Source organism: Kitasatospora herbaricolor (genome assembly GCF_030813695.1).
In the GTDB taxonomy this organism is placed as follows: Bacteria; Actinomycetota; Actinomycetes; order Streptomycetales; family Streptomycetaceae; genus Kitasatospora; species Kitasatospora herbaricolor.
Map to the genome: position 1 here is coordinate 3,788,976 of NZ_JAUSVA010000002.1, position 19,434 is coordinate 3,808,409.

The window sequence follows — 19,434 nt, forward strand, 5'->3', positions numbered from 1 at the left end:
GGGCCGAGCACAAACAGGCCTGCGCACACAGGCCCGGCCGGGCGCGCCTACTTGAGCCGGAAGGCCTTCATCGCCCGCAGTCCGGTGGTGAACAGCGCGGCGAACTTCTCGTCGTCCATGCCGAGCGACGGGCCGATCGGCAGCAGCCGCTGGCTGGCGATGGTCTGGGCCTCGGTGTAGCGCAGGATCCCCTCCGCGCCGTGCCGGCGGCCGAGCCCGGAGTCGCCCATCCCGCCCATCGGCGAGGCGACCGAGCCGTAGGCGGCCGCGTACGCCTCGTTGACGTTGACCGTGCCCGTGCGCAGCCGGGCCGCGACCGCCCGGCCGCGCCGCGGGTCCTTCGTCCAGACGCTGGAGTTCAGCCCGTACGAGGTGGAGTTGGCCGCCGCGACGGCCTCGTCCTCGGTGTCGAAGCGGTAGACCGAGACGACCGGGCCGAAGGTCTCCTCGGCGCAGACCGCCATCCCCGGGGTGACCCCGTCCAGGATGGTCGGCTCGAAGAACAGCGGGCCGAGGTCGGGGCGAGCCCGGCCGCCCGCCAGCACGGTGGCGCCGGCCTTGACCGCCTCCTTGACGTGCTGGGTGACGACCTCCAGTTGCCGGTCGGAGACCAGCGAGCCCATGTCCGCGCCGTAGGCGAGGCCGCCGCCGAGCCGCAGCGCGCCGGTGCGGGCCGCGAAGCGGGCCAGGAACTCGTCCGCGACCGAGCGGTGCACGAAGAGCCGCTCGACCGAGATGCAGAGCTGCCCCGCCGAGGAGAAGCAGGCCCGGACGGCGCCCTCGGCGGCCTTGTCGAGGTCCGCGTCGGCGAGCACCAGCAGGGCGTTCTTGCCGCCCAGCTCCAGCGAGGCCCCGACCAGCCGGGCGGCGGCCTTCTGGGCCACCTCGCGGCCGGTGCGGGTGGAGCCGGTGAAGGAGACGTAGTCGGCGTGCTCGACCACGGCCGGGCCGATCACCGGGCCGTCCCCGATCACGATCTGCCACAGGTCGGCCGGCAGCCCCGCCTCGACCAGCAGCTCCCGGGCCCACAGGGCGGTCAGCGCGGTCTGCGTGTCCGGCTTGTTGACCACCGCGTTGCCGGCCACGAAGGCGGGCAGCGCGTCGCCGACGGACAGCTCAAGCGGGTAGTTCCACGGCGAGATCTGCCCGATCACGCCCTTCGGCCGGCGGGCCTCGACGGTGTGGGTGAGCACCGGCACGGCGCCGCCCCGGCGGCGGTCCCGCAGGTACTTCCGGGCGGCGCGGCCGTAGTGCCGGGCGGCCAGCGCGGCGCCCAGCACCTCCTCGAAGGCGTGCAGGCGGGCCTTGCCGGTCTCCGCCTGGATCAGGTCCAGCACCTCGTCCTGCCGCTGGAGCAGCAGGTCGTGGAAGCGCAGCAGGACGGCGGCCCGCCGGCGCAGCGGCAGCGCGGCCCAGCCGTGCTGGGCGCGGCGGGCCAGCTCGTAGGCCAGCTCCACGTCGGCGGGGGTGGACTGCGGCAGGGTGGCGAGCCGCTCGCCGGTGAGCGGTGCGACGGTGTGCACCGGCACGGGCTCGCCGGCCGCGGTCACGCCGGCCGCGAGCCGGGCGACCAGGGCGGGGGTGACCGCCGAGGCGACGGTACGGGCGCCGCCGGGCGCCGCGGGGTTGCGTCCGGGCTGGGCGGGCGCCTGTGCATCTGCCGTGAGGTCGGTCATGCGGCGAAGCCTAAGCGCTCGGCGGCCGGTTCGGTACCCGCCAGTAACCGGAAAACTCCGGCGACTTCCCCGCGCCGCCGCCCGGCGCCCGGGCGGTGCCCGCCGTCAGCGGACGACGGGCTCGAAGCTGTTCAGCACCGTGGTGAAGCGGCGCTCGCCCTCGGTCCAGTCCTTGTCCGGGCAGGACAGGTAGACGGCGTAGGCGGTGCCCTGGTCGTCGATGAACTCGGCCTCGATCGCGTGCCGGCGGCCGCCCTCCTTGGCCGCGTACGAGAACTCCCAGACCGCCGCGTCGTGGCCCTTGACCTTGGCGTCGGCCATCCTGGCCTGCTTGTAGCCGGTCAGGTTCTTGGAGACGCTGGCCTCCAGTTGCTGCAGGTGCTCCAGCGGGGAGGTCGACTGCCCGACCGTGACGGCGAACTGGAGGTAGTGCGCCTTGTTGTCGGGGCTGTAGTAGATCTGGTTGTCACCGGTCGTCCGCTCCCAGGCGGGGCCCACGGAGGGCAGCAGGAAGCGGAATCCGCCCGGGTCCTCCGTCCAGCGGTAGCCGGCCGCGGCCGGCGCGCCGGAGGTCGGGGACTGCTGGACGGTCGGGGTCGGCCCGGGGCCGGCCCCGCCGCCCGGGGCGTCCTTGGCCGTCACCATGTACGCGGCGCCGCCGGCCACCAGCGCGGTCGCCAGGCCGAGCGCCGCCACCTGGAGGACCAGCCGGGCCCTGGGGGCGCGGCGGGCCGGGCCGGCGGGGGCGGCGGGCGGCCCGGCGGCGCCCGGCCGGGAGACGCCGGCCGGCTGCGGCACGGTGGCCGGCTCCGGGTCCGTCCCGGCGGGCGGCGTGGTGGTGCGGTCCACCACCGGCACCGACTGGGTCGGCACCTTCGGCGCGCTCTTCGGCTCGGGTTTCTTGAAACCCATGGTGTGCCCGGCGGTCACCTCGGCCAGCATCCGCAGCGCCTGGTCGGCGGTCGGCCGCTCGGCCGGGTCCTTGGCCATCAGCGCCGCCAGCACCGGTCCGAGCGCGCCGGCCCGGCGCGGCTCGGGCAGCGGGTCGCCGACCACCGCGGCCAGCGTGGTCAGCGGGGAGGTCCGCCGGAACGGCGACTCCCCCTCCACCGCCGCGTACAGCGTCGCGCCCAGGCCCCAGAGGTCCGAGGCGGGCCCCGGGCGCTCGCCCTGGGCCCGCTCGGGCGCCAGGTAGTCGGGCGAGCCCACCAGGTCACCGGGGCGGGTCAGTTCGGCGGAGCCCTCGTAGGTGGCGATGCCGAAGTCCAGCAGCACCACCCGGCCGGTACCGCGCTCCAGCAGGACGTTGCCGGGCTTGACGTCCCGGTGCAGCACGCCGAGCTGGTGGCCGCGGTGCAGCGCGGCCAGCACCTGGGCGCCGACCTCGGCCGCCTCCCGGGGCAGCAGGGTGCCGTCCTGGCTGATCACGTCGGCCAGCGAGCGGCCGTCCACCAGCTCCATCACGATCCACGGCCGGCCGTCCTGCTCCAGCACGTCGTGGACGGTGATCACGCCGGGGTGCTTGATCCGGGCGGCGGCGCTGGCCTCACGCTTCATCCGGGCGTTGAGGATCTCCAGCTCCTCCTCGGGCAGGTGGCTGACGGTCAGTTCCTTGACCGCGACCTCGCGGTCGAGCATCCTGTCCCGGGCCCGCCAGACGGTGCCCATGCCGCCCCGGCCGAGGCGCTCCCCCAGTTCGTAGCGGTCCGCCAGCAGGCGCTGCTCCGCAGCCGTCTCCGGCCTGTCCTGAACGCCCATGGCGACCGCTCCCCCTCATCCACCTGCCGTCACCCCGACGGAGGGTCCGGTGCACCGCTGACCACCGTTCGAACAACTCTCACGCACAGATTAGGCCGGAGGATCCACCGGGAGGATCCCGCCCCGGCCACGTGACCGCCCTGTGACCTGCCGCACGGCCCGTCAGCCTGCGAACAACACCACGGCGCCCACCGCCAGCACCAGCGCGACCAGCACCGCGGCCAGCAGCAGCGGCCCCAGCAGCGCCGGCGGCACCCGCGGCGGACGGGGCTGCGGGCCGCTCCCGTCGGCGTCCGCGGCCGGTCCGGCGGCGCGCCCGCCCCGGCGCCCGCGGGGCACCAGCGGCCCCTCCGGACGGCGTACCGGCAGCAGCACCGGCGGCACCGGGCCGAACGGCTCCGGGGCGGCCGCGAGCAGCTCGGTGAGCTCCCGCCAGACCTGCACGGCCGTCGGCCGCAGCGCCGCGTCCGGCTGGAGCAGCCGCTCGACCAGCGGCCCGAGCGGGCCGCACCCGTGGGTGGAGGCCCGCCGGTCGTCCCGGACGGCGCCGAGCAGCGTCGCCAGGTCGTCCTCGGGGTACGGCGCGGCGCCGTTGAGCAGCCGGAACAGCAGGACGCCCAGTGCCCAGCAGTCGCCGGCCGGGCCGCCGTCCATCGGCCAGCGCTCGGTCCGGGGGCCGAGCAGTCCGGCACGCACCTCGTACCGGCGCCGGCCGGCCGGGCCGCCCAGCTCCTCGCAGAGCGCCTCCAGCGCCACGCCCGCGTCCAGCCCGCCGAGCAGGGCGGCGCCGTCCTCGCAGACCAGCACCGTGTCGACCGAAACGTTTCCGTGCGTCAGACCGGCCTCGTGCAGCGCCCGCAGTGCTCCCGCGAGGTCCGCCGCCAGCTCCGCCACCCGGTAGGGCGGCACCGGCCCGTCCTCCAGCAGCGCGGCCAGCGGGACGCCGGCCGGGCACTCCTCGACCGTCCAGAGCAGTTCGTCGTCCACGAAGGCCCCGGCGCCGCCGAGCAGCCGCGGATGCTTGGGCACGCCGGCCGCCACCGCGGCCACCCGACGGACCAGCCGCTCGCCCTGAGCGGGCACCGGGTCGCCGTGCACCGGCTCGCCGTAGCCGGGTTCGCCGTACGCCGGGTCCACGGCGGTCAGCAGTCCGGGCAGCTCCAGCCCCGTCAGTTGCACCGAGGTGCCGCTCTGTTCGTCCTGCGCGAGCACCCGCAGGTACTCCGGACGGTCCGTCACCCGGTACCGCCCTGCCAACACCTGCCCGGGGCCCGCCAGCATGCTGATCCTCTCGTCACCGCCAGCGTACGTGCCCCACGTGGGTACGCTCGGTCCATGGACTGGACCGATCTCATCGATGTGGCCTTCGACGTGGCCGGGGACGGCAGCGGCGACCGCCGGGCCGCGGCCGTGCGGACCGTCGAGGCCACCATCGCACCCGGTGAGAGGCCGGTGGCGGCAACCGCCGCCCGACACCCCGACCACTTCCGCAAGGGCACCCTGGTGCTGACCACCCACCGGCTGCTCTTCCTCAAGGACGGCAAGCCCCCGCTGCCGGTTCCGCTGGAGGCGGTCACCGAGGTGCGGGTGAGCCGGACGACGTTCAACGGCGAGGTGCTGCAGGTGGTGGCGCTCACCGGTGCCCACCGCTTCGAGGACGTGGTCAAGGCCGAACCCTTCGCCGAGCGGCTCCGGGCCGGTGCCGCTGCTGCCAGGAGCGCCTACGAGGCCGCCCTGGCCGCCGCCGCGCCCGTAGCCCCCGCCCCGGCCTCGGCCGCCCCGGCCGCCGCCGCGGACGGCGAGGACCTGCTCGACCGGCTGGAGCGGCTGGCCGCCCTGCGGACCGCCGGCGCCCTGACCGAGGAGGAGTTCAGCCGGGCCAAGCAGCGCCTGCTCGGCTGAACGACTGCGCGGCTACGGCGCGGGCTGGAAGCTGTCGAAGCCGGTCTGGCGTGCCTGGACGTTGCCGGGCGCGGCCCAGGCGGCGTCCGTGGTCGTCCAGTAGAGGGCGTACCCGTACTTGCCGCCGCCGGTGACGAAGCCGCGGTTGAGCGAGTGCATCCGGGTGCCGCCGCTGCTGTTGAAGGTCCACTCCCAGTCGGCGGCGTTGGTCCACTGCCGGTAGGTGATGGCCTGCAGGGCGACGCGCTGGTACCCGCCGCGCTGGCCGGACTCCGCGCTCTGCCAGTCGGCCAGGGCGCTGGCGCCGCCCGGCTGGGTCCAGTCGACGACCAGCTTCAGGCCCTGGCCCTCGAACTTGCGGCTGGTGTGGTCGTAGTCCTCGCCCGCGTCGGCCAGCCAGTCCGGCAGCACGATGCTGAACCCGGCGGCGTCCTTGTGCTCGTGGTAGCCGGCCGGGACGGCGGGGCCGGCCGGCGCCGCCGGCGTGGTCGCGGCCACCGGGCCCGCGGAGCGAGAGGCCTGCGGCTCGCCGGCCGGGGTGGTCCGGGCCGGGCCGGGCCCGGCGTCCTGGGAGGAGGCCCCGGGGGCCGGACTCTGCGCCGCCGGCGGGCTCCCCGCGGGCTCGCCGGAGGCCGTGTCGCCGGCCGGGGCGGGCGGGTTGGCGCCGCCCGCGGTGGCGGCGGCGCCGTTCCGGCCGCCACCCTTGCCCGCGTCGTTCTGTTCGGAGCCGCCCAGCGTCCGCGCCAGCACCACGCCGGCGATCAGCAGCAGCGCCAGCACCACGGCCAGGATCACCGCCCGCCGGCGCCCGCCGACGGCCCGCACCAGCCGGGCGCCCGGCCGGGCGCTGACCGTCTCGCCGGCGGACCACTGGCCGGCCCCCGGCGCGGCCGCCGGGGCCCCGGCGGCAGCACCGGCAGCGGCAGCCGTACCGACGGCGGCGGCCGGCGTGGCGGCGGGCCGCTCCGGCTCCGCCGGCGCCTGCGCGGGCGCCTTCGAGCGGCTCCCCACCCGGACGGTGCCGAGCAGCCCGCCCACCGGGCGCTTGGCGCCGCCGGCGGGGGCCTCCGGGCCGGCCGGGGTGCCCGGCTCCTCCGCCGGGGCGGCGGCAGCGGGGGCGGCAGCGGCAGCGGCAGCGGCGGCAGGGCGGTCGGTGCCGGCCACCGGCACCGCCTGCTGGGTGGTCGCCTCGGACTTCACGGTGGCCTGCGCGACCACCCGGCGGAGCATCGCGCGGGTCTGCGAGGCGTCCAGGCGGCGGGCCGGGTCCTTCTCCAGCAGTCCCTCGATGACGGGCTTCAGCGGCCCGGCGTTGGCGGGCGCGGCCAGGTCCTCGGTCATCACGGCGGTCAGGGTGGCGAGCGCCGAGCCACGGTCGTAGGGCGGGCGGCCCTCCAGCATCGCGTAGAGGGTGCCGCCCAGCGACCACAGGTCGGCCGGCGGCCCGGGCTTCTGGCCCCGGGCCCGCTCGGGCGATATGTAGGAGGGGGCGCCGACCAGCATGCCGGTGGAGGTCACCGAGGCGTCACCCTCGACGCTGGCGATGCCGAAGTCGGTGAGCACCACCCGGCCGTCCTCGCCGATCAGCACGTTGGACGGCTTGACGTCACGGTGCAGGATGCCGTGGCTGTGGGCGGCGACCAGCACGCCCAGGACGTCGAGCGCGATCTCGGCGGCCCGGACCGGCGTGAGCGGCCCGTCCTCCTTGATCACCTCGGCCAGCGAGCGGGACTCCACCAGCTCCATGACGATCCAGGGCCGGTCGTCCTCCTCGACCACGTCGAAGACGGTGACCGCGGCCGTGTGCCGGATCCGCGCGGTCGCCTTGGCCTCACGCAGGGTGCGGACGATCAGGCGGTGCTTCTCCTCCTCGTCGACACCGCCGTGCATCCGCAGTTCCTTGACCGCGACGACCCGGCCGAGCATCTCGTCCTCGGCCCGCCAGACGGTACCCATACCGCCACGTCCGAGCACCGCGTCCAGCCGGTAGCGTCCGGCCAGGAGACGGCCGGTGGAACCCTGCGCCTGGGTCATTTGGAGAGTTCCCCCATGTGGTGCTGGCGGTCGAAGTGACGGCGTATCGGCCCGGCGTAGGGCTCCGCATGCCAAGCCTCCATCATCCCCTGTCCGGGGGGCCCGCGACCACCCGGCCCCCGGCCGGGCGGCCGCCCGGCCGGGGCCCGCACCGGCGTACGCCGTTGCGCGACCGGCGCTCTGTGCCCGACCCGTAATCAAAAGCCGGTGTTCGAGCGCGTATCGGCGCTGCTATCTTCGACGCCGCGCCGCACCACACTTCCCCGGGGGGAACCCGCATGACCGCATCCGTGCCAGGCCCTGACGGCAAGGCAGCCCCGGCCGCCCAGCACTACGCCGCCCCGCTGTACGAGCCCGACGCCCCGGCCGGCTACGTGGCGCCCGGCATGCCCGGCGCGCCCGCACCGTACGCGTACGCCCCGCTGCCGGCCGCCGCGCCCCGCCGGCCGAACGCCGGCGCCGCGCTGGCGGCCGCGCTCGGCGCGGCGGTGGTCGGCGCGCTGGCCTACGGGTTCCTGATGAAGGCCTTGGACCGCGAGTTCGGCTGGCTGGTCATCGGCCTGGCGGCGGCGGTCGCCTGGCCGCTGGGCAAGCTGGGCGGCCGCAACCCGGTGCTCCCGGTGGCCGGCGCCCTGCTGGCGGCGCTGTCACTGCTGCTCGGCCAGTTCTTCGGGGTCGGCCTGTACCTGCACCAACTCACCGGCGCCTCCCTGGGCGAGCTGTACGGCCCGGAGTTCAGCGTCACCCTGGAGGACTGGAAGGCCGTCCTGGGGCCGATGGACGCGTTGTTCTACGGGATCGCGCTCTTCGAGGGCTTCGTCTTCACCCGGCGGATCAGCGCCTGACCCCCGGGTACGCGCAGGGCCCCGCCGGATCCGGCGGGGCCCTGCCCATGTCGTCGTCAGCCCTGCTGCGGGGCCGAGTTGACCGTGACCTCGACCCGCTGGAACTCCTTGAGCTCCGAGTAGCCGGTGGTGGCCATCGCGCGGCGCAGGGCGCCGAAGAGGTTCATGGTGCCGTCGGGGGTGTGCGACGGGCCGGTGAGGATCTCCTCGGTGGTGCCGACCGTGCCGAGGTCCACCCGCTTGCCGCGCGGCAGCTCCTCGTGGACGGCCTCCATGCCCCAGTGGAAGCCCCGGCCGGGGGCGTCGGTGGCCCGGGCCAGCGCCGCGCCGATCATCACGGCGTCCGCGCCGCAGGCCACGGCCTTGGCGAGGTCGCCGCTGTAGCCCACGCCGCCGTCGGCGATCACGTGCACGTACCGGCCGCCGGACTCGTCCATGTAGTCCCGGCGGGCGGCCGCGACGTCCGCCACCGCGGTGGCCATCGGCACCTGGATGCCGAGCACGTTGCGGGTGGTGTGCGCGGCGCCGCCGCCGAAGCCGACCAGCACGCCGGCCGCGCCGGTGCGCATCAGGTGCAGCGCGGCGGTGTACGTGGCGCAGCCGCCGACGATCACCGGCACGTCCAGCTCGTAGATGAACTGCTTGAGGTTGAGCGGCTCGGCCGCGCCGGAGACGTGCTCGGCGGAGACGGTGGTGCCGCGGATCACGAAGACGTCGACGCCGGCGTCCACCACGGCCTTGGAGAACTCCGCGGTGCGCTGCGGCGACAGCGCGGCGGCCGTCACGACGCCCGACTCGCGGACCTCCTTGATGCGCTGCCCGATCAGGTCGGCCTGGATCGGGGCCGCGTAGATCTCCTGCAGCCGGCGGGTCGCGGCGGCCTGGTCGGTGATCGCGGCGATCTCGTCGAGCAGCGGCTGCGGGTCCTCGTAGCGGGTCCACAGGCCTTCGAGGTTCAGCACGCCGAGCCCGCCGAGCCGGCCGATGTTGATGGCCTGCTGCGGGGAGACCACGCTGTCCATCGGGGCGGCCAGGAACGGCAGCTCGAAGCGGTAGGCGTCGATCTGCCAGGCGATCGAGACCTCCTTCGGGTCCCGCGTACGGCGGCTGGGGACGACGGCGATGTCGTCGAAGGAGTACGCCCGGCGTCCGCGCTTGCCTCGCCCGATCTCGATCTCAGTCACTTCGAGCCCTTCCGGTTTTTTTGCTCATACCTGCCGGGTCACCCCGGCCGACCCCAGTATCCCGCACCCGCGGACCGCCACGGCGCAGCCGGTCAACGGGCGGACACGGGGCGAGGCCCGCCACCGGCCGGTGGCGGGCCTCGCGGGGTCCGCGGCGCGGGGTGCGCTCAGCGGCTGGTGTAGTTCGGCGCCTCGACGGTCATCTGGATGTCGTGCGGGTGGCTCTCCTTGAGACCCGCCGAGGTGATCCGGACGAACCGGCCCTTGCTCTCCATCTCGGCGACGGTGGCGGCGCCCACGTAGCCCATGGTCTGGCGCAGGCCGCCGACCAGCTGGTGCAGCACCGCGGAGAGCGGGCCGCGGTAGGGCACCTGGCCCTCGATGCCCTCGGGGACGAGCTTGTCGTCCGAGGAGACCTCGGCCTGGAAGTAGCGGTCCTTGGAGTACGAGCGGCCCTGGCCGCGCGACTGCATGGCGCCGAGCGAGCCCATGCCGCGGTAGGACTTGAACTGCTTGCCGTTGATGAACATCAGCTCGCCGGGCGACTCCTCGCAGCCGGCCAGCAGGCTGCCGAGCATCACCGTGTCGGCGCCGGCGGCGAGCGCCTTGCCGATGTCGCCGGAGTACTGCAGGCCGCCGTCGCCGATCACCGGGACGCCGGCCGCCTGACACGCCACGGCGGCCTCGTAGATCGCGGTGACCTGCGGGACGCCGATGCCGGCGACCACGCGGGTGGTGCAGATCGAGCCGGGGCCGACGCCGACCTTGACGCCGTCCACACCGGCGTCGATCAGCGCCTGGGCGCCGTCCCGGGTGGCGACGTTGCCGCCGACCACGTCGACGCCGACGGCGGCCTTGATCTTGGCGATCCAGGACAGCGCGTTGTGGCTGTGCCCGTGCGAGGTGTCGACCACCAGGAAGTCCACGCCGGCGCCGACCAGCGCCTGGGCGCGGTCGAAGGCCTCGGCGCTGGCGCCGACGGCGGCGCCGACCAGCAGCCGGCCCTCGGCGTCCTTGGCGGCGTTCGGGTACTTCTCGGCCTTGACGAAGTCCTTGACGGTGATCAGGCCCTTGATCCGGCCCTCGTCGTCGACCAGCGGGAGCTTCTCGATCTTGTGGCGGCGCAGCAGCCCGATCGCGTCCTCGCCGGAGATGCCGACCTTGCCGGTGATCAGCGGCATCGGCGTCATGATCTCGCGGACCTTGCGGCTGCGGTCCGACTCGAAGGCCATGTCGCGGTTGGTCACGATGCCCAGCAGCCGGCCCGACTCGTCGGCGATCGGCACGCCGCTGATCCGGAACTTGGCGCAGAGCGCGTCCGCCTCGCCGAGCGTGGTCTCCGGGCCGACCGTGATCGGGTCGGTCACCATGCCGGACTCGGAGCGCTTGACCAGGTCGACCTGGTTGACCTGGTCCTCGATCGAGAGGTTGCGGTGCAGGACGCCGACGCCGCCCTGGCGGGCCATCGCGATCGCCATCCGCGACTCGGTCACCTTGTCCATGGCGGCCGACAGCAGCGGGATGTTGACCCGCACGTTGCGGGAGACCCGCGAGGACGTGTCCACCTGGTTCGGCAGCACCTCGGAGGCCCCGGGCAGCAGCAGGACGTCGTCGTACGTCAGTCCGAGCATCGCGAACTTCTCGGGTACGCCTGCGGCGTTGACGCCGTCGTTGATGGGCATCTTGGGGGTTACCTTCCGTGGCCGGCCGAATTCAACTGCAATGCGCCCGGCTGAGGGTGGGGGCGCACTGATCCTTCGACGGGCGGACGGACAACCGGGTACGGCGCCGTCCCACCCGCGCGCTCACCGGCACGGGCACAGGCCGCCGAAACGCTCGATGCCTTGGAGGAACCTCCAGGAGAACCCCGTCCGCACCCACGAAACTTTGGCGACCAGCCCAGGCGCCGATACCCCATGGTACTGGCACCGGGAATGCCGACTCGCGCCCCCTTGACAACACCGGTCACACGTGAGTGATTCCACGGCCCGTACGTGCCGGTACGATCACGCCGCGTTCACTCCGCGGCCCGCGCCCGACCCGCCCGCGCGGCCCGCGGCGCGGCGGTCAGGAGGACTCCTCCGCCAGGGCCCGCAACCGGCTCAGCGCCCGGTGCTGGGCGACCCGCACCGCGCCGGGCGACATGCCGAGCACCTCGCCGGTCTCCTCCGCCGACAGTCCGGCGGCGACCCTGAGCAGGACCAGCTCCCGCTGACGGGCCGGCAGGTTGGAGAGCAGCTCCTTCGCCCAGGCCGCGTCGCTGCTGAGCAGCGCGCGCTCCTCCGGGCCGAGGGCGTCGTCCGGCAGCTCGGGCAGGTCGTCGGGCGGGATCACGGTCGATCCCGGCCCGCGCATGGCGGCCCGCTGCAGGTCGGCGATCTTGTGCGCGGCGATCCCGTAGACGAAGGCCTCGAAGGGCCGGCCCTGGTCCCGGTAGCGCGGCAGCGCGCAGAGCACCGCGACGCAGACCTCCTGGGCGATGTCGTCCACGTGGTGGCGCGCGCCACCGGGCAGCCGCACCAGCCGGCCGCGGCAGTAGCGCAGCGCCAGCGGGTGGACGTAGGCCAGCAGCGTGTCGATGGCCGGACCCTCGCCGCGCACGGCGGCGGCGACCAGGTCGGCCATCAGCGGCGATCCGGCGGCGCCGAGAACGGGCGGACGCTCGGTGGGCCCGGTGGTCTCCGGCCCCGCGTCCGGCTCGGTGTCGGCGCCGGATTCCGGCAGGCCGTCGGCGTACGGCGACTCCTGACCCGGGCCGGAGAGCCCGGCCTCCTCTGGGTCCGCCCCGCCGGGAGCGGTGGAAACGTCGTCGCGCATCGGTCCATGGTGCCTGGTCGGGCCGGAAAACATGGCACCGCGTCCGGAGTTGTGCACCGGAACGTTATGCGTTGCCGCCGCCACGCCCGGTACCGGCCGGTCGCCCGCGGGCGTGGTGGGCACCGGCGGGCCGAGCCCCGGGCCGTCGTCCACCGTGCCGCCTCCCGCCCCGCCGCCGTCGGTTGTCCCGCCTGCCGCGCCGTCCGCCGAGTGTCCTGCGGCTGCGTCGTCCGCCGCAGTGCCTGTCCGCTGGTCCCCGAGGTGCTCCACTCCTCCATGGTGCAACCTCGGGACCGTAACGTCACACGTCTGCGCGAGGGGAATCGCGAGGAGGGTGCCGCGGGCGGCAGGCCGGTCCCGGTCAGCGGACCAGACCCCACCTGAATCCCAGGGCCACCGCGTGCGCGCGGTCCGAGGCGCCGAGCTTCTTGAACAGCCGCCGGGCGTGCGTCTTGACGGTGTCCTCGGAGAGGAAGAGCTCCCGGCCGATCTCCGCGTTGCTGCGGCCGTGGCTCATGCCCTCCAGTACCTGGATCTCACGCGCCGTCAGCGTCGGCGCCGCACCCATGTCGGGGCTGCGCAGCCGGCGCGGGGCGAGCCGCCAGGTCGGGTCGGCGAGGGCCTGGGTGACGGTGGCCCGCAGTTCGGCGCGCGAGGCGTCCTTGTGCAGGTACCCGCGCGCCCCGGCCGCCACCGCGAGGGCGACGCCGTCGAGGTCCTCGGCGACGGTGAGCATGATGATGCGCGCGCCCGGGTCGGCGGACAGCAGTCGCCGCACCGTCTCGACGCCGCCGAGTCCGGGCATCCGGACGTCCATCAGGACGAGGTCGGAGCGGTCGGCCACCCAGCGGCGGAGGACCTCCTCACCGTTCGTCGCGGTGGTGACCCGGTCGACACCGGGTACGGTCGCGACCGCGCGGCGAAGCGCCTCGCGGGCGAGCGGGGAATCGTCGCAAACGAGAACGGAAGTCATGACCGTCCTCCGTTGCTGATCCGCGTCACGTTGAGCCTCCTGGCTGGTACGAATCTCTCCGACACGGCCGATTGGCGTCAGACCTCGTGCTGATCGCCGGTTCTCCCCGCGATCGTTCCCGACGTCCGGCGCCCGCTAACCGCCTCCGCACATCCAACGACCGTCACTCGAATGAGTTACGGCCTTCAGGGCCATCTCCACCACTGTACGTGGCCAACCCATTACGGATCAGCCGCATCGCGGGGCGCGCGCCGCACTTTTCTGCAGCTGGTGCGCGGTCGGCGCGCGACGCGCACGCCGGTACGGGCCCGCTCGCCCGTACCGGCCACTCGATTGCCACGTCCCTGCCCGCCAAACCACATGCCCACTTTGCCCGTTTTTATAGCTTTTGTACGGTCATTGACTGTTGTGCCACTCTGTGGGTGACTTGTCCATGAGGTTGCCTTAAGTCATATTTCCAGGTGTCCACACCAGCGCACCGAAGCCCCGCCGAGCCGAGCCGAGCGATCCCCGGGCCGGCGCGGGGCCGACGAGCCCTTGAAGGGAATGAGCCATGGCAGATTTTTCCCGCCTCCCCGGCCCCAACGCGGACCTTTGGGACTGGCAGCTCTCCGCCGCCTGCCGAGGCGTGGACAGTTCGCTCTTCTTCCACCCGGAGGGCGAGCGCGGCGCCGCGCGCAGTTCGCGCGAGGCCAGCGCCAAGGAGGTCTGCATGCGCTGCCCGGTACGCACCGAGTGCGCGGCCCACGCCCTGGCGGTCCGTGAGCCGTACGGCGTGTGGGGCGGCCTGACCGAGGACGAACGCGAGGAGATGATGGGCCGTTCGCGCAACCGCCTGGTCGAGGTCCCGCTGACCATGCCCTCGGGAGTACGACGCTAGAAGAACGACACACCGGCCGTGAAGAAACGTTTCTTCACGGTTTCCATGGCGCCCGGACCGGCACCCACCGTGCCGCCGGCCGGTAGCCACGGCGCACCGGAGCACCCGGGCCGGCCACCACCGGACCCGGCCGCGCGACACCCTCCGCGCGGGACGGCCGAGCCGCAGGACGGAGCCGCACCGCAGGACGGAGCCGCACCGCCGAGCGACGAAGCGAAGCGCCATCGGCGGACAGGCGCCCCGGAGAACCGGCGCGGACCTGCCGGAGACCTTGCCGGAGACCTCCCGGCCCACCGGCCCCGGCCGCGAGCGCCCGCCGGACGACCGCGGTCCAGGACCGCCTCGCAGCCGCCCAGGCAGCCGGCCTGACGGATCGTCCCCGGCCCCCGTCGCCGCCGCACCCGCCCCTCCCCGCCGCTTGCCCACGGCGCCCACCTGCTCAGCCGGCCGGGCCACCCCTGCCGCCGGCCCGCACCGCCCCGACGGGCGCACCCGCCGGACGTACCTCGCCCGGGCGCGGCCCGCCCGGAGCACCGCCGCCCGCCGGCCGGCCCGGCAGCCAGGGTCGGCGGCCGGGGTCAGCGGCCGGCCGCGGTGCCCGCCAGCCGGTCGAGCATCAGGGCCACCGCCGGCACCTCGGCGAGGTCAGGCAGGGTCAGCGCCACCACCTGGCGCAGCGCCGGTTCACCCGAGGCGGCCCGCACCTGGACGGCCGACACGCCCTCCTGGCGCACCGAGTCCAGCGCGAGCCCCGGCAGCACCGCCACCCCGAGGCCGGCCGCGACCAGGCCGACCACCGCCGGGTAGTCGTCGGTGGCGAAGTCGATCCTCGGCTCGAAGCCCGCGCCCGCGCAGAGCTCCACCAGGTGGCCCCGGCACTGCGGGCAGCCGGCGATCCACTGCTCCCCGGCGAGTTCCGCCAGGTCCACCGGCGCGCCGCCGGACCGGCCGGCCAGCGGGTGGCCGGCCGGCAGCAGGCCGACCAGCGGATCGTCCAGCAGCGGCCGGACCACCAGGTCGGACCAGTCGTTGGCGGCCGCCGCGGCCGCCGCCTCCAGGGTCGCCTCGGCGCGCGCCTCGCGCGGGGTGCTGTGCGGGGAGGGGACGGCCAGGCCGCCCTGCGAGTCGGGGTAGCGGAAGGCCAGCGCGACCTCGCACTCGCCGCCGCGCAGCATCGCCAGCGACTCGGTCGGCTCCGCCTCGACCAGCGACACCCGGACCCCGGGGTGGCTGGCGCGCAGCCGGGCGACGGCGGGCGGCACCAGCGTGGAGCTGGCGGTCGGGAAGGACACCAGTCGCACCCGCCCGGCCCGCAGGCCGGCGATGGCGGCGACCTCCTCCTCGGCGGCCGACAGCCCGGCCAGGATCCCGTTGGCGTGCTTGAGCAGCACCCGGCCGGCCTCGCTGAGCTGCATGCCCCGGCCGGCCCGGACCACCAGCGGGGTGTCCACGGACTTCTCCAGGGCCTTCATCTGCTGGCTGATGGCGGGCTGGGTGCAGCCCAGCTCGCGGGCGGCGGCGGAGAAGGAGCCGGTGCGGGCGACGGCACGCAGGACGCGCAGGTGGCGGGCCTCGATCATGCCTCAGTTATAAGGCATTCTTTGTTGCTCGCAAAATTCTTGTGATATGTGGTTGAACATTGGAACAGCACGCCGGAGGCCCGGCCGCGCCCTGAGGGCGCGGCCGGGCCTCCGGTCACCGTGAGGTGTCAGTGCGAGTGGCCGTGGCCGCCGTGCGAGTGACCGGCGCCGGCCTCCTCCTCGGCCGGCTTCTCCACCACGAGGGTCTCGGTGGTGAGCAGCAGCGAGGCGATCGAGGCGGCGTTCTCCAGCGCGGAGCGGGTGACCTTGACCGGGTCGATGACGCCGGCCTTCAGCAGGTCGCCGTACTCGCCGGTGGCGGCGTTGTAGCCGAAGCCCGCCTCCAGCTCGGCGACCTTGTGGGTGATGACGTAGCCCTCAAGGCCGGCGTTCTGGGCGATCCAGCGCAGCGGCTCGGCGAGCGCCTTGCGGACGACGGCGACACCGGTCGCCTCGTCGCCGGTCAGGCCCAGGCTGCCGTCGAGCACCTTCTGCGCGTGCACGAGGGAGGCGCCACCGCCGGCGACGATGCCCTCCTCGACCGCGGCACGGGTCGCCGAGATGGCGTCCTCCAGGCGGTGCTTGCGCTCCTTGAGCTCCACCTCGGTGGCGGCGCCGACCTTGATCACGCAGACGCCGCCGGCCAGCTTGGCCAGGCGCTCCTGCAGCTTCTCGCGGTCCCAGTCCGAGTCGGTGTTGGCGATCTCGGCCTTGATCTGGGCGACGCGGCCGGCGACGGCCTCGGAGTCACCGGCACCGTCGACGACCGTGGTGTCGTCCTTGGTGATGGTGACGCGACGGGCGGTGCCCAGCACCTCCAGGCCGGCCTGGTCGAGCTTGAGGCCGACCTCCTCGGAGATGACGGTGGCACCGGTCAGGGTGGCCAGGTCGCCCAGGATGGCCTTGCGGCGGTCACCGAAGCCCGGGGCCTTGACGGCCACCGCGTTGAAGGTGCCACGGATCTTGTTCACCACGAGGGTGGACAGCGCCTCGCCGTCGACGTCCTCGGCGATGATCAGCAGCGGCTTGGAGGCGCCGCCCTGCAGGATCTTCTCCAGCAGCGGGAGCAGCTCCTGGATGGAGGAGATCTTGCCCTGGTTGATCAGGATGTAGGGGTCCTCCAGGACCGCTTCCTGACGCTCCGCGTCGGTGACGAAGTACGGCGACAGGTAGCCCTTGTCGAACTGCATGCCCTCGGTGAAGTCGAGCTCCACGCCGAAGGTGTTCGACTCCTCGACGGTGATGACACCGTCCTTGCCGACCTTGTCGATCGCCTCGGCGATGAGCTCGCCGACCTGCGAGTCCTGCGCCGAGAGACCGGCGACGGCGGCGATGTCGTCCTTGCCGTCGACCTCGCGGGCGATGGAGAGGAGGTGCTCCGAGACGGCCGCGACGGCCTTGTCGATGCCCTTCTTCAGGGCGGCCGGGCCGGCGCCCGCGGCGACGTTGCGCAGACCCTCGTTGACCAGGGCCTGGGCCAGCACGGTGGCGGTGGTGGTGCCGTCACCCGCGACGTCGTTGGTCTTGGTGGCCACCTCCTTGACGAGCTGGGCGCCGAGGTTCTCGTACGGGTCGTCGAGCTCGACCTCGCGGGCGATGGTGACACCGTCGTTGGTGATGGTCGGGGCGCCGAACTTCTTGTCGATGACGACGTTGCGGCCCTTGGGACCGATGGTCACCTTGACCGTGTCGGCCAGCTTGTTCACGCCGCGCTCCAGCGAGCGGCGGGCGTCCTCGTCGAACTGCAGAATCTTCGGCATGTTCCCGTTTCCCTCAGGGTTACTGAATGCGTGAGCCAACAGCCGCGCCCCGGGCCCCTGTCGGTGAAGACACGGATCCGGGGCGGGCGGATACGGGCCCGCGGGCCCGTGAGGTCTTACTTCTCGATGACCGCGAGGACGTCGCGGGCCGAGAGGACGAGGTACTCCTCGCCCTTGTACTTCACCTCGGTGCCGCCGTACTTCGAGTACAGGACGATGTCGCCCACGGCGAGGTCGAGCGGAAGACGCTGGCCGTCCTCGAAGCGACCCGGGCCGACGGCCAGGACGACGCCCTCCTGGGGCTTCTCCTTGGCGGTGTCCGGGATAACCAGGCCGGAGGCCGTGGTGGTCTCGGCGTCGAGCGGCTGGACCACGATGCGGTCCTCGAGCGGCTTGATGGCAACCTTGCTGCTGGTGGTCACGTCCGAGCTCCCCTTCGGAGATTACGGGGTTGTCTAACAGGTAGTTGTGGTGCCTGCGTGCCTGCCGTCGCGGGGGTCAGACACGCTTCACCGTGTTAGCACTCACCCGGTGGGGAGTGCCAGGACTGACCATAGGCCGCGGTTAGCACTCAGTCAACCAGAGTGCCAACGGCGCGGCCGGAAGATTCTCGGAGTCGCAAGCCCGTACGGATCGGCCGGGTGCGGACCGCCGGTCCGGCGAGGGCCTGCAGCGCGTCCCCGGACCCCCGCTCCGCACCCACCCGCGTCACCGCACCGGCCCGGCGGGGTCGGGCGCCGGTCGAGCCGCCGGTGTCCAACACCCCGCCGCCCTTCCCTCCGACCGCCGCCCCCGTCGCCGCCCCGAGCTCCCGCCACCCCGCCCCGAGCGGCGAGAATGGGCGGGTGGAGACCGAGAACCTGCAGGCCCTGCTGACCCCCGAGGGGCAGTCGCTGCTCGCCGAGCTGCGTTGCTACGCGCCCGGCGACGAGCTGACGCTGGCCACCCGGCTGCGCCGCGACCACCCGGCGGAGCTGGTCTCCGCCGCGCTGGGCCAGGCCCGGCTGCGGCAACGGGCGCGGGCCAAGTTCGGCGACGACGCGGACCTGATGTACTTCACGCCGAACGGCGTCGAGCAGTCCACCCGGCGCAGCGTGGCCGAGTGGCGGGCGAAGCGCTTCGCCGCGCTGGGCGTGCGGCGGCTGGCCGACCTGTGCTGCGGGATCGGCGGGGACGCCGTGGCGCTGGCCCGGCAGGGGATCTTCGTCCTCGCGGTCGACCGCGACCCGGCCGCCTGCGCGGCGGCCCGGGCGAACGCGGCGGCGCTGGGCCTGGCCGAGCTGATCGAGGTGCGCTGCGCGGACGTCACCGAGGTGGACGTGACGGGCTTCGACGCGGTGTTCACCGACCCCGCGCGGCGCACCACCAAGGGCAGGGTCTTCGACCCCGAGGCGTACTCGCCGCCGCTGTCCTGGGCGATCGAGGCGGCCCGGCGGACGCCCTTCGGCGCGCTGAAGATCGCCCCGGGCATCCCGCACGAGCTGGTCCCCGAGGACGCCGAGGCCGAGTGGGTCTCCGACCACGGCGACGTCAAGGAGGCGGTGCTCTGGTTCGGCACCGGGGCAGGGCAGCCGCACCGGGCGACCCTGCTGCCGCACGACCGCACGCTGGCCGGCGGCACCCTGCCGGACCCGCCGGCCGGGCCGGTCGGGCGCTACCTCTACGAGCCGGACGGCGCGGTGATCCGGGCCCACCTGGTCGCCGAGGTGGCCGGGCAGGTGGACGGCCGGCTGATCGACCCGATGATCGCCTACCTGACCTCGGACCAGCTGGTGGCCACCCCGTACGCGCACGCCTACGAGCTCACCGACGTCCTGCCGTTCAACGTGAAGAAGCTCAGGGCGCTGCTGCGCGAACGCGGCGTCGGCACCGTGGTGATCAAGAAGCGCGGCCTCTCCATGACCCCGGAGGAGCTGCGGCAGAAGCTGAAGCCCCAGGGGCCGGCGACCGCGACCGTCATCCTGTCCCGGGTCGGCGACGGGCACCTGATGATGATCGGCCGGCCGGCCGCCGGCGGGTAGCAAG

At 74.2% G+C, this 19,434-nt stretch carries 15 protein-coding genes; 4 read left to right on the forward strand and 11 right to left on the reverse strand.

Features of this window, described 5'->3' with window-relative positions; translation table 11 throughout:
- Window positions 1-47: 47 nt before the first annotated feature.
- The 3 genes from J2S46_RS16815 to J2S46_RS16825 form a co-directional block, all read right to left on the reverse strand.
- On the reverse strand, window positions 48-1,676 hold the full coding sequence (locus J2S46_RS16815; protein WP_191289681.1) for a succinic semialdehyde dehydrogenase: 1,629 nt from the start codon (window positions 1,674-1,676) through the stop codon (window positions 48-50).
- 105 nt (window positions 1,677-1,781) lie between these two features.
- Window positions 1,782-3,434 (reverse strand): serine/threonine-protein kinase, encoded by a 1,653-nt coding sequence (locus J2S46_RS16820; RefSeq protein WP_268255683.1) that lies wholly within the window; start codon window positions 3,432-3,434, stop codon window positions 1,782-1,784.
- A gap of 162 nt (window positions 3,435-3,596) precedes the next feature.
- Complete coding sequence (locus tag J2S46_RS16825; protein ID WP_191289680.1) at window positions 3,597-4,673, reverse strand: serine/threonine-protein kinase; 1,077 nt, start codon at window positions 4,671-4,673, stop codon at window positions 3,597-3,599.
- Window positions 4,674-4,769: 96 nt separating this feature from the next.
- On the opposite strand from J2S46_RS16825, the gene J2S46_RS16830 reads away from it, so the two are divergent.
- Window positions 4,770-5,336: an SHOCT domain-containing protein gene (locus J2S46_RS16830; protein WP_191289679.1), complete on the forward strand. Its 567-nt coding sequence runs from the start codon at window positions 4,770-4,772 to the stop codon at window positions 5,334-5,336.
- 12 nt (window positions 5,337-5,348) lie between these two features.
- Here the strand turns inward: J2S46_RS16830 and J2S46_RS16835 are convergent, their stop codons facing one another.
- Complete coding sequence (locus tag J2S46_RS16835) at window positions 5,349-7,370, reverse strand: serine/threonine-protein kinase (RefSeq protein ID WP_191289678.1); 2,022 nt, start codon at window positions 7,368-7,370, stop codon at window positions 5,349-5,351.
- A gap of 278 nt (window positions 7,371-7,648) precedes the next feature.
- Between J2S46_RS16835 and J2S46_RS16840 the strand changes: the two genes are divergently transcribed.
- On the forward strand, window positions 7,649-8,215 hold the full coding sequence (locus J2S46_RS16840) for a hypothetical protein (protein ID WP_191289677.1): 567 nt from the start codon (window positions 7,649-7,651) through the stop codon (window positions 8,213-8,215).
- Between the two features lie 56 nt (window positions 8,216-8,271).
- Here J2S46_RS16840 and J2S46_RS16845 read toward each other — a convergent pair whose 3' ends face one another.
- The 4 genes from J2S46_RS16845 to J2S46_RS16860 all read right to left on the reverse strand — a co-directional run bounded on the left by J2S46_RS16845 (window position 8,272) and on the right by J2S46_RS16860 (window position 13,189).
- Window positions 8,272-9,399, reverse strand: coding sequence for a GuaB3 family IMP dehydrogenase-related protein (locus tag J2S46_RS16845; RefSeq protein WP_191289676.1), 1,128 nt, complete (start codon window positions 9,397-9,399; stop codon window positions 8,272-8,274).
- 167 nt (window positions 9,400-9,566) lie between these two features.
- Entirely contained in the window at window positions 9,567-11,081 is a 1,515-nt protein-coding gene (guaB, locus tag J2S46_RS16850; protein WP_190210837.1) for an IMP dehydrogenase, read from the reverse strand.
- A gap of 385 nt (window positions 11,082-11,466) precedes the next feature.
- The gene (shbA, locus tag J2S46_RS16855) at window positions 11,467-12,024 is read right to left on the reverse strand and encodes an RNA polymerase sigma factor ShbA (protein ID WP_073924730.1); all 558 of its coding nucleotides are present in this window, start codon (window positions 12,022-12,024) and stop codon (window positions 11,467-11,469) included.
- Window positions 12,025-12,577: 553 nt separating this feature from the next.
- Complete coding sequence (locus J2S46_RS16860; RefSeq protein ID WP_014136228.1) at window positions 12,578-13,189, reverse strand: response regulator transcription factor; 612 nt, start codon at window positions 13,187-13,189, stop codon at window positions 12,578-12,580.
- A 553-nt stretch (window positions 13,190-13,742) separates the two neighbouring features.
- Between J2S46_RS16860 and J2S46_RS16865 the strand changes: the two genes are divergently transcribed.
- Window positions 13,743-14,069 carry a WhiB family transcriptional regulator gene (locus tag J2S46_RS16865; protein ID WP_073924269.1) on the forward strand — a complete coding sequence of 109 codons (327 nt, stop codon included), beginning with the start codon at window positions 13,743-13,745 and terminating at the stop codon, window positions 14,067-14,069.
- Between the two features lie 578 nt (window positions 14,070-14,647).
- Here the strand turns inward: J2S46_RS16865 and J2S46_RS16870 are convergent.
- The 3 genes from J2S46_RS16870 to groES form a co-directional block, all read right to left on the reverse strand.
- Complete coding sequence (locus J2S46_RS16870; RefSeq protein WP_191289675.1) at window positions 14,648-15,649, reverse strand: LysR family transcriptional regulator; 1,002 nt, start codon at window positions 15,647-15,649, stop codon at window positions 14,648-14,650.
- A gap of 128 nt (window positions 15,650-15,777) precedes the next feature.
- A complete protein-coding gene (gene groL / locus J2S46_RS16875) occupies window positions 15,778-17,409 on the reverse strand; it encodes a chaperonin GroEL (RefSeq protein WP_073924271.1) in 1,632 nt (543 codons plus the stop codon).
- A gap of 116 nt (window positions 17,410-17,525) precedes the next feature.
- Window positions 17,526-17,831: a co-chaperone GroES gene (gene groES, locus J2S46_RS16880; RefSeq protein ID WP_049654366.1), complete on the reverse strand. Its 306-nt coding sequence runs from the start codon at window positions 17,829-17,831 to the stop codon at window positions 17,526-17,528.
- A gap of 423 nt (window positions 17,832-18,254) precedes the next feature.
- Between groES and J2S46_RS16885 the strand changes: the two genes are divergently transcribed.
- Window positions 18,255-19,430, forward strand: a complete 1,176-nt coding sequence (locus J2S46_RS16885; RefSeq protein WP_191289674.1) for a class I SAM-dependent methyltransferase — start codon at window positions 18,255-18,257, stop codon at window positions 19,428-19,430.
- Window positions 19,431-19,434 lie beyond the last annotated feature (4 nt).

Excerpts from the sequence above, each read along its gene's own strand:
- guaB (WP_190210837.1), bottom strand. The coding sequence starts at position 11,081 with ATGCCCATCAACGACGGCGTCAACGCCGCAGGCGTACCCGAGAAGTTC.
- shbA (WP_073924730.1), bottom strand. The coding sequence starts at position 12,024 with ATGGCCGACCTGGTCGCCGCCGCCGTGCGCGGCGAGGGTCCGGCCATC.
- J2S46_RS16830 (WP_191289679.1), top strand. The coding sequence starts at position 4,770 with ATGGACTGGACCGATCTCATCGATGTGGCCTTCGACGTGGCCGGGGAC.
- J2S46_RS16820 (WP_268255683.1), bottom strand. The coding sequence starts at position 3,434 with ATGGGCGTTCAGGACAGGCCGGAGACGGCTGCGGAGCAGCGCCTGCTG.
- J2S46_RS16870 (WP_191289675.1), bottom strand. The coding sequence starts at position 15,649 with ATGATCGAGGCCCGCCACCTGCGCGTCCTGCGTGCCGTCGCCCGCACC.
- groL (WP_073924271.1), bottom strand. The coding sequence starts at position 17,409 with ATGCCGAAGATTCTGCAGTTCGACGAGGACGCCCGCCGCTCGCTGGAG.
- J2S46_RS16840 (WP_191289677.1), top strand. The coding sequence starts at position 7,649 with ATGACCGCATCCGTGCCAGGCCCTGACGGCAAGGCAGCCCCGGCCGCC.
- J2S46_RS16815 (WP_191289681.1), bottom strand. The coding sequence starts at position 1,676 with ATGACCGACCTCACGGCAGATGCACAGGCGCCCGCCCAGCCCGGACGC.
- J2S46_RS16860 (WP_014136228.1), bottom strand. The coding sequence starts at position 13,189 with ATGACTTCCGTTCTCGTTTGCGACGATTCCCCGCTCGCCCGCGAGGCG.
- J2S46_RS16865 (WP_073924269.1), top strand. The coding sequence starts at position 13,743 with ATGGCAGATTTTTCCCGCCTCCCCGGCCCCAACGCGGACCTTTGGGAC.
- J2S46_RS16835 (WP_191289678.1), bottom strand. The coding sequence starts at position 7,370 with ATGACCCAGGCGCAGGGTTCCACCGGCCGTCTCCTGGCCGGACGCTAC.